This window comes from Brevibacterium sp. LAARM3_SD1 (assembly GCF_057364765.1).
Window position 1 is genome coordinate 1 of record NZ_JBNFOL010000025.1, and the last position, 16,050, is coordinate 16,050.

The window sequence follows — 16,050 nt, forward strand, 5'->3', positions numbered from 1 at the left end:
GGCGGCCCAGCAACCTCGCGCGAGGTTGCTGGGCCGCCGTCAGGTAGTTCGGGGAAGTACAGTTGTAGCACAATAGGGGCCATGACTTCGAACATCGACGGATCGACCGGCGCCCCGTCCCGGGTGTGGAACTTCCTCAGGGGACCGCGCTTCATCGATCTGCCGATCCGTCTGCTCGCCCTCATCATGGGCCTGACGATCCTCGTGCCCGGCTCCTTCGAGATCACCGAACCCCGCTATTCGACGCTGCTCATCCTCGCCTACGGACTCATCGTCTTAGCCAGCTTCCTGCCGCTGAGCATCGTCATCGCAACGACCGGTCTGGGCATCGGATTCTCCATGCTCTACCCGGATCTCGAGAACATGTTCCCCGAGGCGCTCATCCTCGCCACCGCGGTCCTCATCAGCCGCCGCCGCTGGATCGGCTTCGCCCTCGGCACCATCGGACTGGCCGTCTACCTCGGCGCCTCGACCTGGCTCGGATCCTATGACGCCGGCTTCGAAGGACTCACCGACTTAGGCTACGGCTGGCTGACCTACTCGATCCTCGGTCTGTGCGCATCCTTCGTCGAGGCCCGTATCCGCAGCGAGATCGACCGCCGCGAACGTGCCGCAGTCGAACACCAGAAGTCCCTCGATGCCATGCGTGCCCGCTTCACCAGCGACATGCACGACACCATCTCGCACTCGCTGACCACCGAGTCCGCGATCATCCGCACCCTGGCGAGGGAAAGCGATTCCGAGACCGCGGACCGCCTCCTCGCCGAGCTGGCACTGGTCAACGCCGAAGCCACCAAGCGACTCCGGCAGCTGGTGACGAGCCTGAGCAAGTGGGAGACCGAAAGCTGCACCGGGGACTCCGCGACCTCCCGGATCCGATTCCGCGCCGAGGCGGAGCAGCTGACGACCGCGATCGAAGACGGGTGCGCGGCCGGTTCCGTTCCGCTGACCACTGAACTCTCCCCGCTGCCGACCCATGCGACCGGCACCCTGTCGCACCATTCCGAGCCGTTATGCTCGAGCTCGCCACGAACGTCATCCGCCACTCCGTCCCGGGCACCCCGTCCACCCTCGCCGTCGAAATGCGCGGTGGCAGCGGTGACCGTGCCGGACTGCTCTGCCGCAGCACGAACGAATCCCCGACCGAGATGACCCAGGCGCCGCGGTCGTTGTCGCGCCGTGCCACGGCCGTGGGCGGCGTCTGCCGGGTGGGCGCGGATGACCAGAAGAGAACCGTCGTCGAGGTGGCCCTGCCGATCCGTTTCATCTCCGGTTCCGTGTCGGCTGCCTCCGACGAAGCCATGATCGACGTCGTCGATGACGACTTCGACGCCAGCCCCGAGGCGGCCGGTGCGACGACAGCGTCCGTTCCGATCACTGGGCCCGCCAGCTCCGCTGACTCCGGCACTGCTGTCTCCGCCGACGCTGCTGACGGGAAGACCGACCTCAGCACCGACGACCGCCGCACGAAGGGCGACCGAGACAAGGTCGACGCCTGATGACGTCGCGCCCATACACGGTCTCGGACGCGACTCCGGCGACCGCTCAGTCGACCAGTAAAGTCATGACCTCGGAATCCACCGACCGCACTTCCGTCCTCGTCGTCGATGACGATTCGTGGACGACGCGGGCGGTCGGAGCGGCGCTGACTGATGCGGGTTCGTTCCGGGTCCTCGACCCCGTCCACTCCGGCGAAGAGGCCATCGCCGCCTTCGCCGCCCAGCGTCCCGACCTCGTCCTCATGGACGTCAACATGCCGCCGGGAATGAGCGGCGTCGATGCGACGGCGGCGATCATCGACCTCGACCCCAACGCCCGAGTCGTGCTCCTGACGACCGTGTCGCCCGGGCCCGGAATCGCCCGCGGACTCGAGGCCGGAGCACATGCCGTTCTCAACAAGACGGCCGGGGAGCGGGAACTCGTCTCGATCGTGCGGGCCGCCTCGGCGGGGGAGAGCCCAGAGCTGCTCAGAGGACTGGCCGAGAACATCGTCATCAGCGGCGACCACCTGCCCGATGCTCCCGAGGCGGCTCCGCAGCTGACCGCACGCGAGATGGAGCTGCTCACCCTGCTCTGCCAGGGCCACGGCTACGAGGAGATCGCCGCCGCCCAATCGGTGGCCATGTCCACCGTGAAATCGCACGCGCGCAACCTGCGCATCAAACTGGGCGCGCGCAACCTCGCTCAGCTCGTCGTCCGCGCGCTGCAGTTCAAATTCTTCTCCCCGGAATGACCCATCCCCACCGAGGCGGCCGGTCACGTTGAAGCAAGCCCTCCCGACCGCGTCCAGTCGTTGACTACAGTGGGAGCATGACCGAGACCGCGAGCCCGCCACTGTCCCGCCTCATCCGGGACACGGAGGGGCTCCTCCTGCCGTTGACCGAAATGGCTGACGACGTCGCGATCACTCGCGTCGAATTCGGGTTCGATCTGCCGAAGGCGCCCACCGATTCGTCGGCCGCACCGCACACAGCGCCGCACACCGCTTCACCCGCCGAGGCGGCTGGCCACGCCTCCCTGACCGGGACCGTCGTCCTCGCCACCGAACCGGTGCGCAGCCCTGCCGGACTCGATGCCGTGCTGAGCGCCCATGCGGGAGCCGCCGCCCTCGTCGTTCCGCCCGGAACGCACAGCCACCTCGGCGATGGGGTCGACCTGCGGGGGACCACGGGCGAGGTTCCGGTCCTCCTCGAACGCTCACCGCATGTGACCTGGTCGGAGATCCTCGTGCATCTGCGGCAGCTCACCGAAGGTGCGACGAGCGCCCTGGCCTGGCCCGACGTCGACGACCTCAGTGCCTTGGCCGCCGTCATCGCCGAAACCACCGGTGCGTCGATCACGATCGAAGACCCGGCCTCACGAGTGCTCGCTCATGCCAACCTCGGCGACGAACTCGATGAGATCCGACGCGAGACGATCCTGTCCGGGGCCATCCCCGACTGGCGGATCGCCGAGCTCGAGGAATCCGGGTTCCTCGACACGGTCCGCCGTTCGACCGACGTCGTCGAACGCCCCGCCGAAGGCACGTCACCGGCCCGGTCGGTCATCGCACTGCGCAGCGAGGGCGAGCTCATCGGCACGATCTGGGCGGCCTACCCGACCGAGGTCGACCCCGCACCGCTGCGCGAGGTGCTGCGCGATGCCGCCCGCGCGGCCCTGCCCGTGATGCTGCGGACACTGCGCCGGTCGCCGTTCGAGAAGCGCATCCGTCGGGAGGCGCTCGGTGCGATCCTCGCCGGTTCGGCCGACCTCGGTCCGTCGGCGACCCTGCTGTCACTGCCGTTCTCCGGCAGCTTCTGCGTCCTCGCCTTCACCGAGTCGGCCCCCGACCGAGAGCCCGTCCTGCGGTTCCATCTCCGGGCCGCCTTCGCCGATGCCGTGCTCTCCCGGATCGAGTCGGGCACAGGCGCACATCTCGCGGCACTCGTGCAGATGAGCGAGCCGACGGATGCGGCGCAGATCCGCGACCACGTGCTCTCTGCCCTGCGGCGATCGCTGCCGAGCGACGAGGCGCTCAGCTTCGGTGTCGGCTCTCCCGTCGACCGCCTCGACGAAGTGCATCGCTCGTGGTCCGAGGCCGTATACGTCGTCGACGCCGTGCACGGCAGGAGGCGCGGCCTCGGCTGCCGAGGACGGGGTGCCATGAGCGGAGGCCCTGCGAGCGGCGGCGACGAGGAAGCCCCGACCATCGTCGGAGCGACCGTCGAGGATGCGGCGGCCGAAGTCATCGGACTGCGCGTGGCCGATACGCTGCTGGCCGTCGAGCGCGATGCGCACGGCGGAGAACCCGCTGGTCGCAGCGGCGATATCGGCAGCATCGCACGGCCGGCTCGGGCGCTGGCCGGGCATGACGCGCAGCACAACGGCAGCCTGCTCGAGACGCTGCGGGTCTATTTCGCCACGGTCGGCAACTCCGCCGAGGCGTCCCGTCGGCTGCACGTGCATACGAATTCGCTGCGGCACCGCCTGGGGCGGATCGAGGAGATCACGGGTCTGTCGACGGCCGAGCCGGCCGAGAGGCTGTGGCTCGAGCTCTCGGTGCTCGCCCACGATCGCGCGGGCGGCTGAAGGCTCGAGCAGCCGCGTCGTGGGAAACCGACAATCGATCCCCGGGAAGTTTGGCGAATTATTGTTCGTTCATCGAGGTCGGCCGTCCTAGAGTGACACCAGATCACGAACAGAGGACGTTATGCCCAACAGCCACCACTCGATTGCCGACGGTCGAGCACAGGCGATCAGAGCGATCGCCGAGAACAGCCAGCCCCTCACCGACCGCACCCCTGCCGTGGCGGGACGAGCCAACCGCACCGACGACACCCCTGCCGAGACGCGCGGAGTCGATCGCACCACCGTAAGCGGTTCCGCTCCCGCGGGCGTGCCCTCCCTGTCGGACGGCGTGCCGGCCCTGCCGGATGGTGTGCCGGCGCTCTCGGATCGGGAGCCCGTGCTCGGGCTCATGGATCTCGATGCCATCGATACCGCGTTCGAGCGGCTCACTTCGGCGTTCGATTCGGACCATGAGGTGCTCCACGCGGTGGCCTGCAAAGCCGTGCCGCTGCGTTCGCTGCTCGAGCGCTATGCACAGCAGGGCGCCGGATGCGAAGTCGCCAGCCCCGGCGAACTCGAACTCGCCCTGGCCGCCGGGTTCGCTCCCGAACGGATCGTCTTCGACTCCCCGGCCAAGACCTGGACGGAACTGCGTCGGGCCGTCGACCTGGGCGTGTCGATCAACGTCGACAACTTCGACGAACTCGCCCGCCTCGACCTGCTTCTGGAAGACAGACGACCGACCGTCGACGAAGCACGGATCGGAATCAGGATCAATCCGCAGTCGGGCACAGGCACGATCGGGGCGCTGAGCACCGCCACAGAGACGTCGAAATTCGGCATCGGACTTGCTGACCCCGGAGCCCGCGAAGCCGTGATCGAGGCGTACCTGGCGCGGCCCCGGCTGAATCAGATCCACGTGCACTCGGGTTCTCAGGGCATCAGTCTCGAGCGCGCCGCCGTCGGAATCCGCACCGCGGTCGACCTCGCGCAGGAGGTCAACGCGCGTGCCGGGACGCGGCAGATCACCCGCATCGATATCGGGGGAGGCCTGTCGGTGAACTTCGACGGCGAAGACATCACCCCGACCTTCGCCGACTACCGTGCGGTGCTCGAACAGCAGGTCCCCGACCTGTTCGACTTCGACATCGTCACCGAATTCGGGCGTGCACTGTTGGCCAAGGCCGGCACCGTCCTCACCCGCGTCGAGTACGCGAAGACCAGCGGCGGGCGCCGCATCGCCATGACTCACGCAGGCGTCCAGGTCGCCACCCGCACCGCCTACGCTCCGCACGACTGGCCGCTGCGGATCATGCCGTTCACCGGTGACGGGGAACCGAAGATCGCCGAGGCGGTGCCCACGGACGTCGCCGGGCCTGCGTGCTTCTCCGGGGATCTGCTCGCTCGGGACCGCAGGCTGCCGCGCCTCGACGTCGGCGACCTCGTCGCCGTGCCCGAGACCGGTGCCTACTACTTCTCCAACCCCTTCTCCTACAACCTGCTCCCGCGCGTGCCCGTCTACGGGTACCGCACCGCGGACGGGGGCGAAATGCGATTCGTCCTCATCCGTAGGGGCCAGACGATCGACGAGATCCTCGCCGAGGCGGGACAGCGGTGGTGATCGGCGCGGACCTGCGGTCTTCAGTCGACGCTCAGGCAAGGCGGCTAACAATTCAGCAAACTTTCATGAATGACCTGTGCGAGAGGGTATCGTGCCTTTAGTCTCGACAGCAGGCGACTGAACTCTGAGCAGCTCGCCGAAGTATCTTGACCCCCGAAGAGGAGATCAGAAGATGAACATCAGACGGATGACAGTTGCGGCAGTCGCCGCCGTGGCGCTGGCGCTGACCGGGTGCGGCTCGGACGGCGGCAGTGGTGGAGGCGGTGAGACCACCGACGACCTCACGCTGGGCACCGGCGGCACATCGGGCACGTACTACCCTCTCGGCGGTGAGCTCGCTTCGATCTTCGAGGACAACGTCGACGGCGTGACAGTCAACTACGTCGAGTCCGGTGCCTCGGCCGAGAACCTCGGAAAGATCTACCAGGGCGAATGGCAGCTCGGCTTCACGCAGAGCGATACGGCCAACACTGCGGTCAACGGCGAGCTCGAAGACCTCGACGGGACGAAGATCGACAACGTCGGCTGGCTGGCCTCGCTCTACCCTGAGGCCGCTCACATCATCGTCCGCGAAGACTCGGGAATCGAATCGGTCGAGGACCTCAAAGGCAAGAAGATCGCGGTCGGCGACGCCGGTTCGGGCACGCGCGCCATCTCCGATGCCATCCTCGACGCCGCGGGCATCGGCGAATCCGACTACACCCCGGAGATCACCGACTTCGGCGCTTCGACCGACATGCTGGCCGACAAGCAGATCGATGCCACGATCTTCGTCGTGGGCACCCCGGTGGCGGGGCTGACCCAGCTGGCCGCGACGACCGACGTCAAGCTGCTCGGGCTCGATGACGATACGACGAAGACGATTGAAGAGGGATCGGGTGCGGAGTCGTACGACATCCCCGCCGACGCCTATGACTTCCTCGACGAGGACGTCCCGACCGTTTCGGTGTTCGCCTCCTTGGTGGCCTCGACCGATCAGGTCAGTGAGGACACCGCCTACAACCTCACGAAGGCGCTGTTCGAGCACACCGACGACATCACTCTCGACGTCGGCAAGCTCATCACGAAGGACTCCGCGATGCTGGGAGTCGGCGACGTGCCGCTGCACCCGGGCGCTCAGAAGTACTTCGAAGAAGAGGGCATCGAGCTGCCGTGAGCGAAGATTCGACACCGACCCGGCCGTCCGCTGCGACGGCCGGGCCCGGCGCCGATGAGGTGGCCGCCGGAGAACGCGCATCGGCCGACGTACTCGCAAAGCATGACACCTCCAGCCGCTATCGCAAGGATCTCGGCTGGTGGGTCTGGGTGGTCGGCGGACTGTCCATCGCCTTCACCGTCTACCACCTCTATGCCGCACTCGAACGGCCCTTCAACACGTGGATGCACACATCGCTGCATCTCGCGGGCGCCACCGCGCTCATCTTCTTCCTCTACCCGCCGAGCCGCCGTCTCCTCGATGCACCGGCAACGGGCAATCGCGTCGCCGACGCACTGATCGGGCGCGGCAGCCGCATCCCCTGGTACGACGTGCTCCTCGGCTTCGCCGGACTCGGCTGCAATCTCTACGTCTTCGTCGAGTACTCGCGGCTGGTGAGCAACTCCGTCCAGATCCTCGGCTATTCGAACCTCGACTACTTCGTGGCGATCTTCGGCGTCCTGCTCATTCTCGAAGCCACCCGCCGGTGTGTGGGCCTTCCCATCGTCATCATCGGCGGCATCGCCATCCTCTACGGACTCTTCGGCAACTACAGCCCTGTCTTCACGCATTCCGGGATGAGTCTCGAGGACTTCGCGACGACGATGTTCCTGTCGAACGGATCGGGCATCTTCGGCACTCCGATCCAGGTCTCGGCGAACTTCATCTTCCTCTTCCTCTTCTTCGCCGTGATGCTCGTACACACGAACATCGGACAGTTCTTCAACGACCTGGCCTTCCGCCTCACCGGCCGATTCACCGGCGGTCCCGCCAAAGCGGCGGTCGTGGCCTCCGGCCTCCAGGGCATGGTGTCGGGTTCGTCCGTGGCCAACACCGTCGCCTCGGGGTCGTTCACCATCCCGCTGATGAAGAGGTCGGGCTTCAAGCCCCACTTCGCCGCCGCCACCGAGGCGACCGCCTCGACGGGTGGACAGCTGATGCCCCCGATCATGGGTGCGGCCGCGTTCATCATGGCGCAGAACGTCCCGGACCTCGAATACAACGGACTCATCGTCATCGCGATCATCCCGGCGATTCTCTACTTCCTCGGGGCCTTCCTCTCGATCCACTTCGAGGCGAAGACTGACGGGATCCTCGGGCTGTCCAAGGCGAGCCTGCCTGACGGCAAGGAGCTGCTCAAACGCCTCGACCTCCTGCTGCCGTTGGCCGTCATCATCCTCACGCTCCTGTCCGGGATGTCGCCGATCCGCGCCGCGCTGTTCGGCATCGGCACCGCGTTCTTCCTCAGCTTCCTGCGGAAGTCGACGCGGATGGATCCGCGCGGATTCGTCACGCTGCTCGTTGAGGGCGCCCGCACGGCACTGCCGGTGATCGCGGCCTGCGCGACGGCGGGCATCGTGGCCGGCACGGTCACGGCGACCGGACTGGGCGGACAGCTCGGCAAGGGGCTGGTCGATCTCGCCGGAGGCAACTTCTTCATCGTCCTGGTCATGGTCATGATCGCCTGCATCGTCCTCGGCATGGGCCTGCCGACGACCGCGAACTACGTCGTCACGGCCACTGTCGCCGCACCGATCCTGTACAACAACTTCGATGTGCCGCTCATCGCGGCGCACATGTTCGTGTTCTTCTTCGGGATCCTCGCCGACATCACCCCGCCGGTCTGCCTCGCAGCCTATGCCGGCGCGGCATCGCCAGGGCCAATCCGATGCGTGCGGGTGTTACCGCCGTGCGGATCGCCATTGCCGGGTTCCTCATCCCCTACGTGTTCATTCTCGAGCGGCTCTGCTGCTCCAGGGTACGTGGCAGGAGCTCCTGTTGGCGCTCGTGACCGTGATCCTCGGCATGATCGGAGTGTCCTCGGGCCTGGCCGGGTACTTCATGGGTCGGGCCAACATCGTCGAGCGGGTGCTGCTGTTGGCCGCCGGGATCACCCTGATCTACCCGAACATCTGGGTCTCTCTCGTCGGTGTCGTCGTGCTCGTCGCGGTCGCGCTCATCCAGCGGCTGCGGAAGGCCACGACCACCACCGAGATCGCCGCCCAGAGGGCCGCGGCCACGGCCTGATTCCCTCGTCGGTCCGCGAGCCGTGCCGAGTGCACGGCTCGCGGACCGTTGTCATGTGATCCGAGTCGCCTGCGTGTGCCTGACCGTCGTGTGCGAGCATGTTCCGATTGTGCGGATCGCACAAGGCGACACGCCAGAAGTTGTGAGCTGGTGCTGCGGTTTCACACCCGTTCCGGCATAGAGTGACAGACAACACATTTCGGCGGTCGCAGGCGGAGAACTCATGACCACGGTCCAGCCGCCGCAGGCAGGAGCCGCCTCCGGCGGCCGGAACCGAGGGGGTCCAATGGTCACTCAACACTCGCTGCGCCGCACCGTGCGCGTGAGCCTGCGCCGATGCCTGGCCGGCGTCGCAGCACTGGCTCTTGCCGGATCGATGGCCGCCTCCCCGGCACAGGCCGCCGCCTCGGAGGCTCCGGCCTCCGAGAACGTGCTGCGGATCGCCACCGACGGATTCATCGACTCCTTCAACCCGTTCACCTCCTTCTACCTCGTGCCGACGAACACCTTCCGGTACATGTATGAGAACCTCGTGGCCAACGACGCGAAGGACGGCTCGATCACCGAGGGACTCGCCACCGAATGGAACACGGATTCCGAGGGCAAGGTCTGGACCTACACGATCCGCCCGGACATGAAATGGTCCGACGGGGAACCGCTGACATCGAAAGACGTCGCTTGGACCTATAACCAGATGATGGACAACGACGAGATGGCGGTGGCCAACGGCAGCCTCGTCGAGAACTTCGCGAAGGTCGAGGCCCCCGACGATTCCACCGTCAAGATCACCCTGAAGAAGCCGCAGGCGAACAACCCCGGCCAGGAGATCCCCGTCGTGCCCGAGCACGTGTGGTCGAAGGTCGACAAGCCCGGCGAGTTCAAGAACGACGAGAAGTCCGTGGGCTCGGGCCCCTTCCAGCTCGACAGCTATGAGGCGAACAAGTCGATCACGCTCAAGGCGAACCCGAACTTCTGGCGCGGCAAGCCGAAGCTCGACGAGATCCAGTACCGCTACTACACGAACTCCGACGCCCAGGTGCAGGCGATCCGCTCCGGCGAGGTCGACTTCATCACCGGGCTCAGCCCGGATCAGTTCACGGCGCTGGAGAACGCGGACAACGTCGAACTCAACGACGGCAACGGCCGCCGCTTCAACGGAATCTCCATCAATCCGGGCGTCGCCGACGCGAAGGGCAAGGAATTCGGTACCGGCCACGAGGCGCTGAAGGACAAGAAGGTCCGCCAGGCCATCCGCGCCGGCATCGACGCCGAGACCCTGCGCAAACAGGTCATGCAGGACTACGCGCAGCCGGCCACGAGCTTCATCCCTGCCGTCTACCCCGACTGGGCACTCAAGTCCGACAACTCCGTCATCAGCGGATTCGACGTCGACCGTGCGAAGAAGCTCCTCGACGACGCCGGCTGGAAGGAAGGATCCGGCGGCATCCGCGAGAAGGACGGCGAGAAGCTGCAGCTGCGCTTCCTCACCGATGCCGACGTGCCGATCGAGCAGAGTACGGCGAAGTTCCTGAAGCCGTGGATGAAGGACATCGGCATCGACCTGAAGAACGAGTCCTCCGACGTCGACACGGTGTCCGAGCGCACCACCAAGGGCGACTACGACATGTACTTCTCCGGCTGGTCGATCAACCCCGATCCCGACTACCAGCTGAGCATCAACACCTGCGGTCAGCGCCCCGACGCCGAGGGCAACGGCGGCACCAGCCAGGACGGCTGGTGCAACAAGGAATTCGACAAGCTCTACAAGGCTCAGCACGTCGAGCTCGACAAGGCCAAGCGTCAGGACCTCGTGCAGAAGGCTCTGGCCATCCACTACGAGGAAGCGCCCTCGGTGACGCTGTGGTACCCGAACCAGCTCGAGGCTTACCGCTCCGACCGGTTCGAGAACTTCACCAAACAGCCTTCCGACGGCGGCGCCATCGCCAACCAGGTCGGCTACTGGGGATACTCCTCGGTCGAACCCGTCAGCGAGGAGGAAACCACCGGCGGCGGAATGGGCGCCGGCGGGTGGATCGGCATCGCGGCCTCAGCCATCGTCGTCCTCGGCGGAGGCGGCTGGCTGCTCAGCCGTCGCAAGAAGTCCGACGACCGCGAGTAGTCCCCACGCCCACAGTCCGGGTGCCGCATCGCCCGCACCACCTGCGGCACCCGGGCCACCGGGCCAGTCCCCACCAACTAGCGCACTACCCCCCATTATCTGGAGCACCACATTGAGCACACCCACTCACGATCCCCATTCCGGGGATCGCCCTGACCGAGGAACGGGCACGGCGAACCCGGACCCCGCGAACCCCGCCACCGTCGATATGGACGAACCACCGGCCGGCGGATCGTTCACCCGCTACTTCCTGCGCAAGCTCGGCGGTGCCGCGACCTCGATGGTGCTCGTCATCGTGCTCGGCTTCTTCGCCTTCCGCATGCTGCCCGGCGACCCCGTGCTCAAGATCGCGAAGGAACGGCCGATGTCGCCGGCGCAGATCGCCGAGCTGCGCAGCCAATACGGACTCGACAAACCTGTCATCGTCCAGTTCTGGGACTACCTCGTCGGCATCGTCACCGGCGACCTCGGCGAGTCGTACGTGTACCGGAAGTCAGTGTCCTCGCTCATCGGCGAATACCTCGGCCCCACCCTGCTGCTCACCGCCACCGCGGCCGTCATCGCCATCGTCTTAGGCCTGTGGCTCGGACAGATCTCGGCCTGGCGGCGCAATTCCCTGTTCGACAAGATCGCGTCCTCGACCTCGCTGATCTTCTGGTCCGTACCGACGTTCTGGCTCGGACTCATCCTGCTCATGATCTTCGGTGGCACCCTCCAATGGCTGCCCACCGGCGGCATGATCACCCCCGGCCTCGACCCGTGGTCACCGGCCGGGGTCATCGACGTCATCAAGCACCTCATCCTCCCGGTCGTCTCGCTCGTCGCCGTCGTCTATGCGCAGTTCCTCATGATCATGCGCGCCTCACTGCTCGAGGAGATGAGTGAGGACTACCTGACGACCGCCCGTGCGAAGGGACTCACCGAGGATGAGGTCCGCCGCCGTCACGCCGTGCCCAATGCGCTGCTGCCGACCGTCACCGTCGTCTTCCTCCACCTCGGCGGACTCATCGCAGGCGCGGTCACCGTCGAAGCCGTGTTCTCGTGGCCGGGGCTGGGCAAACTCACCTTCGAAGCCATCCGCGGCCCCGACCTGCCGCTGCTGCAAGGCACCTTCGTGGTGTTCTCGGCGATCATCATCGTGATGAACCTCGCCGCCGACATCGTCTACCGATTCCTCGATCCCCGCGTCAGGAGGGCCTGATGAGCGCGAACACCCCCGCCGAGGCGGCCCCGGGCCCCTCATCGGACGAACCGGAACCGCGTGGATCGGGAACACGGGGATCGACCCCCGCAGTCGACGGCGCCAAGCTCGTACGCGAACGCCGGCTGAAGAATGCGAAGAAGAACTGGGCGCTCTTCCGCTCCGACGTCCCCGCACTCATCGGTGCCGTCGTGCTCCTCTTCTTCATCGTCATCGCGATCGCCGCTCCGCTCATCGCCCCGGCCTCGATGCTCGATGTCACGAAGCAGCTCGACGTTCCCCGCTACGCCCCGCCGAGCCTCGACCACCCCTTGGGCACCGACGACCTGGGCCGGGAGCTGTGGGTGCGCATCCTCTGGGGAGCGCGAGTGTCGATCCTCGTCGGTGTCGCCGCGACCGTCATGTCGATGGTCATCGGCACCATCATGGGCCTGGCCGCCGGTCACTTCACGGGACTGTTCGGCGGAATCATCCTCCGCATCGTCGACTTCTTCATCGTCCTGCCCTCCCTGCTGCTCGCGATCGTCCTGTCCTCCGTGTTGGAGCGCGGAGTCTTCACGATCGTCGTCGCCATCGGACTGACGTCATGGGCGTCGACGGCACGGATAGTGCGATCACAGACTCTGAGCGTCGAATCCCGGCTCTACATCGAAAGGGCGCGCATCCTCGGTGCCGGACATTCCCATATCCTGTTCCGTCACCTGCTGCCGGCGGTGATGCCGCTCGTGCTCGCGAACACGACCCTGACCGTCGGCAGCGCGATCATCGCCGAATCGACGCTGTCGTTCCTCGGCCTCGGCGATACGTCCAAGGAATCGTGGGGCACGATCCTGAAGAACTCGATGGACGTGTCCGCTGCGACCTCCGGCTACTGGTGGTACGTGCTCACCCCGGGCATCGCGATTCTGCTGGTCGTGCTCGCGTTCACGATGGTCGGGCGCGCATTCGAGGCCATCATCAACCCCGCCCTGAGGAGCCGCTGATGACCGATCTGCAGTTCGAGAACGTCTCGATCACCTACCGATCCTCCTCCGACCGCGGCGATGTCGTCGCCGTCAACGACGTCAGCCTCGACCTGCCCGCCGGTGCCACCCTAGGCATCGCGGGGGAGTCCGGCTCGGGGAAGTCGACGCTGATCATGTCGGCTCTGCGCCTGCTGCCGAAGTCGGCGTGCCTCGACGGTCGGGTGCTCCTCGGCGGTCAGGACATCCGGGAGCTGAACTTCGGTCAGATCCGTGCGGTCCGATGGGCGCAGGCCTCGATCGTCTTCCAAGGTGCCCTGCACTCGCTCAACCCCGTCCGTGAGGTCGGGAGTCAGATCATCGAAGCTCTCGAGCACCATTCGAAGGACATGTGGACGACTCCGCAGAAGCGCCGCGACCGGATGTTCGAACTCCTCTCCGAGGTCAACCTCGAAGCGGCGAAGTCGAGTGCGTATCCGCACGAGCTCTCCGGCGGGCAGAAGCAGCGGATCATGATCGCCATGGCGCTCGCCTGCGAGCCCGACATCATCATCGCCGATGAGCCGACCACGGCCCTCGACGTCATCGTGCAGAAGCAGATCCTCATCGGCCTGGCCCGCCTCGTCGCCGAACGCGGGATCTCCCTGCTGATGATCAGCCACGACCTCGCAGTGCTCTCGGCCGTCTGCGCGGACCTCGCGATCATGCGCCATGGTCGCCTCGTCGAATACGGGCCCAGCGACACGGTGTGCCTGTCCCCGCAGGAGGACTACACGAAGCAGCTCGCCGGTGCGTTTCCGCAGATCGGGGACCCCGCATCTCGGCTGAATCCAAGAACGCTCAAACCCGCCGAGGTGGCCCTGGCCGAACCATTCACCATGACGGATGAGGTGGTGCTCGAGGCGAAGGACCTCAGTGTCTCCTTCGATACCCGGCGGGGCCGCGAACGCGCGGTGCGCGGGGTGGATCTGCAGCTGAGGAAGGCGGAGATCCTCGCCGTCGTCGGCCAGTCCGGATCGGGGAAGACGACTCTGGCGCGGTCGCTGCTCGGTCTGCAGGAGGCGGAACCGGGTTCGCAGCTGTCGTTCGCCGGTAAGCCGCTGCCGCGGAAGGCGAAGGAGCTGCGGACGTTCCGGCGGCAAGTGCAGATGATTCTGCAGGATCCGGCCGGGTCGCTCAATCCGAAGCGCAGCGTGTACGAAGCCGTGGTCGAAGGCCTGAAAGTGCAGGGGATCAAGGACCGCGAGTACGAGCGGGTCGTCGGTGCGCTCGAAGCCGCCGAGCTGACCCCGGCCGAGGACTACCTCGAATCGATTCCGCAGGAGCTCTCGGGCGGACAGCGGCAGCGCGTCGTCATCGCCGGCGCACTGGCTCTCGACCCGCAGGTGCTCATCGCCGATGAGCCCGTGGCGTCCTTGGACGCGTCCGTGCGCGGAGAGATCCTGTCGCTGTTCCTCGCGCTGAAGAAGAACCTCGGAATGAGTGCGCTCATCATCACCCACGACCTCGGACTGGCGTGGAACATCGCGGATACGGTGGCCGTGATGAGAAGAGGCGAGATCGTCGAATACGGTGAGGTCGACAGGGTGCTGTCCGATCCGCAGCACGGATACACGCAGGAGCTGCTCGCCGCGGTTCCGCGACTGGGAAGTCAGAGTCTGGTGAGGAATGAGTGAGTCGGAGGCATTGAGCCCATATCTCGATACGGCCCCTTTGGCGGCCGGTGACACCGTTCGGCTGATCGCGCCGTCGGGGCCGACCGATGAGGAATCGCTGCAGCGCGCGATCGCCCAGCTCGAATCCTGGGGACTGAACGTCGTGCCGGGTGACAACGTCCGCGGCCGCCATCCGCGGGTGAAGTACCTAGCCGGCACGGACGCCGAGCGCCGCTCCGATCTCGTCGACGCCTGGTGCGATCCGGACACCGACGCGGTCATCGCGCTGCGCGGAGGCTTCGGAGCCATGCGACTGCTCGACGGCATCGACTTCGAGCACATGCGCGAGCACATGCTGCGCAGGGACGGCCGTCCCAAACTGCTCACCGGGTCTTCGGACATCACAGCACTCCACCAGGCATGGGAGCACCACCTCGGCGTGGCGACTCTGTTCTGCCCGATGGTCGGCAACGACCCGTTCAAGAATTCGACGGTCGTCCCGGACGAGGTGGCCTCATGGCTGTTCCGTCCCTGGGGCGGCCGCGAACTCGGCTTCCCCGCAGACGAGCCTGCGGGCGCATCTGCTTCCGAGGCGTCTCTTAAGTGGTCGAAATGGTCACAGAAAACCGGCGACGGCGAGACCATTTCGACCACCCAAGACGGTACAGCGGAGGAGACCGCTGCGGCTCGCCCGCTCAGCCGGGCTCAGACTCTCGTTCCGGGGACGGCGCAGGGCCGCCTCGGCGGGGGAAATCTCAGTCTCGTCGCCGCTGGGATGGGCAGTCCCGAGCTCATTGATGTGCGGGAACGACGCGAGCGGCGCGGTCCGAGCATTCTCATGCTCGAGGACGTCGACGAGGAGCTGTACCGGCTCGACAATCTCATGGTGCAGCTGGTCCGCGGTGGGTGGTTCACCTCGGCGGATGCGGTGGTGCTGGGGTCCTGGCAGGACTGCGCGCCCGTCCACGAGGTGGAGGCGCTGATGATCGACTACCTCGGCGGTCTGGGAATACCGATCGTGTCGGAGATGGGCTTCGGCCACGATCCCGATGCGCCGAGTGCCCCACTCGGCGTCGACGTCACGCTCGAGGCGGAACCCGGGGAGCGACCGCGGCTGTGGGTGGATCAAGCGGGTGCGCGGACATGACGGAGCCGACCACGTGCAGATGCCCACATCTGATGGGCGGGCGAATCGCGGGCGGGCGGACATGAACGAAACGAG

The 16,050-nt window shown here is 66.4% G+C and carries 12 protein-coding genes and 1 pseudogene; all 13 read left to right on the forward strand.

Translation table 11 applies throughout. From position 1 onward, the window contains the following. Nucleotides 1-81 precede the first annotated feature (81 nt). The 13 genes and pseudogenes from AC2W7L_RS13425 to AC2W7L_RS13485 all read left to right on the forward strand — a co-directional run bounded on the left by AC2W7L_RS13425 (nucleotide 82) and on the right by AC2W7L_RS13485 (nucleotide 15,975). Nucleotides 82-1,152, forward strand: coding sequence for a sensor histidine kinase (locus AC2W7L_RS13425; protein ID WP_486004854.1), 1,071 nt, complete (start codon nucleotides 82-84; stop codon nucleotides 1,150-1,152). Continuing rightward, the gene (locus AC2W7L_RS13430) at nucleotides 1,149-1,499 is read left to right on the forward strand and encodes a hypothetical protein (protein ID WP_486004855.1); all 351 of its coding nucleotides are present in this window, start codon (nucleotides 1,149-1,151) and stop codon (nucleotides 1,497-1,499) included. The genes AC2W7L_RS13425 and AC2W7L_RS13430 overlap by 4 nt, the downstream gene beginning before the upstream one ends. After that, on the forward strand, nucleotides 1,499-2,233 hold the full coding sequence (locus AC2W7L_RS13435; RefSeq protein ID WP_486004856.1) for a response regulator transcription factor: 735 nt from the start codon (nucleotides 1,499-1,501) through the stop codon (nucleotides 2,231-2,233). The genes AC2W7L_RS13430 and AC2W7L_RS13435 overlap by 1 nt, the downstream gene beginning before the upstream one ends. Before the next feature lie 77 nt (nucleotides 2,234-2,310). Further along, on the forward strand, nucleotides 2,311-4,068 hold the full coding sequence (locus tag AC2W7L_RS13440; RefSeq protein ID WP_486004857.1) for a PucR family transcriptional regulator: 1,758 nt from the start codon (nucleotides 2,311-2,313) through the stop codon (nucleotides 4,066-4,068). Between the two features lie 121 nt (nucleotides 4,069-4,189). Beyond that, the gene (locus AC2W7L_RS13445) at nucleotides 4,190-5,668 is read left to right on the forward strand and encodes a type III PLP-dependent enzyme domain-containing protein (protein WP_486004858.1); all 1,479 of its coding nucleotides are present in this window, start codon (nucleotides 4,190-4,192) and stop codon (nucleotides 5,666-5,668) included. 172 nt (nucleotides 5,669-5,840) lie between these two features. After that, entirely contained in the window at nucleotides 5,841-6,824 is a 984-nt protein-coding gene (locus tag AC2W7L_RS13450; RefSeq protein WP_169253261.1) for a TAXI family TRAP transporter solute-binding subunit, read from the forward strand. Nucleotides 6,825-6,973: 149 nt separating this feature from the next. Next, a pseudogene (locus tag AC2W7L_RS13455) lies at nucleotides 6,974-8,455 on the forward strand (TRAP transporter permease); the annotation flags it as partial. Nucleotides 8,456-8,669: 214 nt separating this feature from the next. Beyond that, entirely contained in the window at nucleotides 8,670-8,891 is a 222-nt protein-coding gene (locus AC2W7L_RS13460) for a hypothetical protein (RefSeq protein WP_486004897.1), read from the forward strand. 286 nt (nucleotides 8,892-9,177) lie between these two features. After that, nucleotides 9,178-11,010 (forward strand): ABC transporter substrate-binding protein, encoded by a 1,833-nt coding sequence (locus tag AC2W7L_RS13465; protein WP_486004859.1) that lies wholly within the window; start codon nucleotides 9,178-9,180, stop codon nucleotides 11,008-11,010. Between the two features lie 112 nt (nucleotides 11,011-11,122). Then, nucleotides 11,123-12,211 (forward strand): ABC transporter permease, encoded by a 1,089-nt coding sequence (locus AC2W7L_RS13470; protein WP_486004860.1) that lies wholly within the window; start codon nucleotides 11,123-11,125, stop codon nucleotides 12,209-12,211. Then, nucleotides 12,211-13,194: an ABC transporter permease gene (locus AC2W7L_RS13475; RefSeq protein WP_486004861.1), complete on the forward strand. Its 984-nt coding sequence runs from the start codon at nucleotides 12,211-12,213 to the stop codon at nucleotides 13,192-13,194. The genes AC2W7L_RS13470 and AC2W7L_RS13475 overlap by 1 nt, the downstream gene beginning before the upstream one ends. After that, nucleotides 13,194-14,849, forward strand: coding sequence for an ATP-binding cassette domain-containing protein (locus AC2W7L_RS13480; protein WP_486004862.1), 1,656 nt, complete (start codon nucleotides 13,194-13,196; stop codon nucleotides 14,847-14,849). The genes AC2W7L_RS13475 and AC2W7L_RS13480 overlap by 1 nt, the downstream gene beginning before the upstream one ends. Beyond that, nucleotides 14,842-15,975 carry a S66 peptidase family protein gene (locus tag AC2W7L_RS13485; RefSeq protein WP_486004863.1) on the forward strand — a complete coding sequence of 378 codons (1,134 nt, stop codon included), beginning with the start codon at nucleotides 14,842-14,844 and terminating at the stop codon, nucleotides 15,973-15,975. Before AC2W7L_RS13480 ends, AC2W7L_RS13485 begins: the two co-directional genes overlap by 8 nt. The last annotated feature ends 75 nt before the right edge of the window (nucleotides 15,976-16,050 follow it).

Bases quoted from the DNA above. Each gene is read 5' to 3' on its own strand.
- AC2W7L_RS13475 (WP_486004861.1), top strand. From the start codon at position 12,211: ATGAGCGCGAACACCCCCGCCGAGGCGGCCCCGGGCCCCTCATCGGAC.
- AC2W7L_RS13425 (WP_486004854.1), top strand. From the start codon at position 82: ATGACTTCGAACATCGACGGATCGACCGGCGCCCCGTCCCGGGTGTGG.
- AC2W7L_RS13460 (WP_486004897.1), top strand. From the start codon at position 8,670: ATGATCGGAGTGTCCTCGGGCCTGGCCGGGTACTTCATGGGTCGGGCC.
- AC2W7L_RS13480 (WP_486004862.1), top strand. From the start codon at position 13,194: ATGACCGATCTGCAGTTCGAGAACGTCTCGATCACCTACCGATCCTCC.
- AC2W7L_RS13440 (WP_486004857.1), top strand. From the start codon at position 2,311: ATGACCGAGACCGCGAGCCCGCCACTGTCCCGCCTCATCCGGGACACG.
- AC2W7L_RS13465 (WP_486004859.1), top strand. From the start codon at position 9,178: ATGGTCACTCAACACTCGCTGCGCCGCACCGTGCGCGTGAGCCTGCGC.
- AC2W7L_RS13435 (WP_486004856.1), top strand. From the start codon at position 1,499: ATGACGTCGCGCCCATACACGGTCTCGGACGCGACTCCGGCGACCGCT.
- AC2W7L_RS13450 (WP_169253261.1), top strand. From the start codon at position 5,841: ATGAACATCAGACGGATGACAGTTGCGGCAGTCGCCGCCGTGGCGCTG.
- AC2W7L_RS13485 (WP_486004863.1), top strand. From the start codon at position 14,842: ATGAGTGAGTCGGAGGCATTGAGCCCATATCTCGATACGGCCCCTTTG.
- AC2W7L_RS13430 (WP_486004855.1), top strand. From the start codon at position 1,149: ATGACCCAGGCGCCGCGGTCGTTGTCGCGCCGTGCCACGGCCGTGGGC.
- AC2W7L_RS13445 (WP_486004858.1), top strand. From the start codon at position 4,190: ATGCCCAACAGCCACCACTCGATTGCCGACGGTCGAGCACAGGCGATC.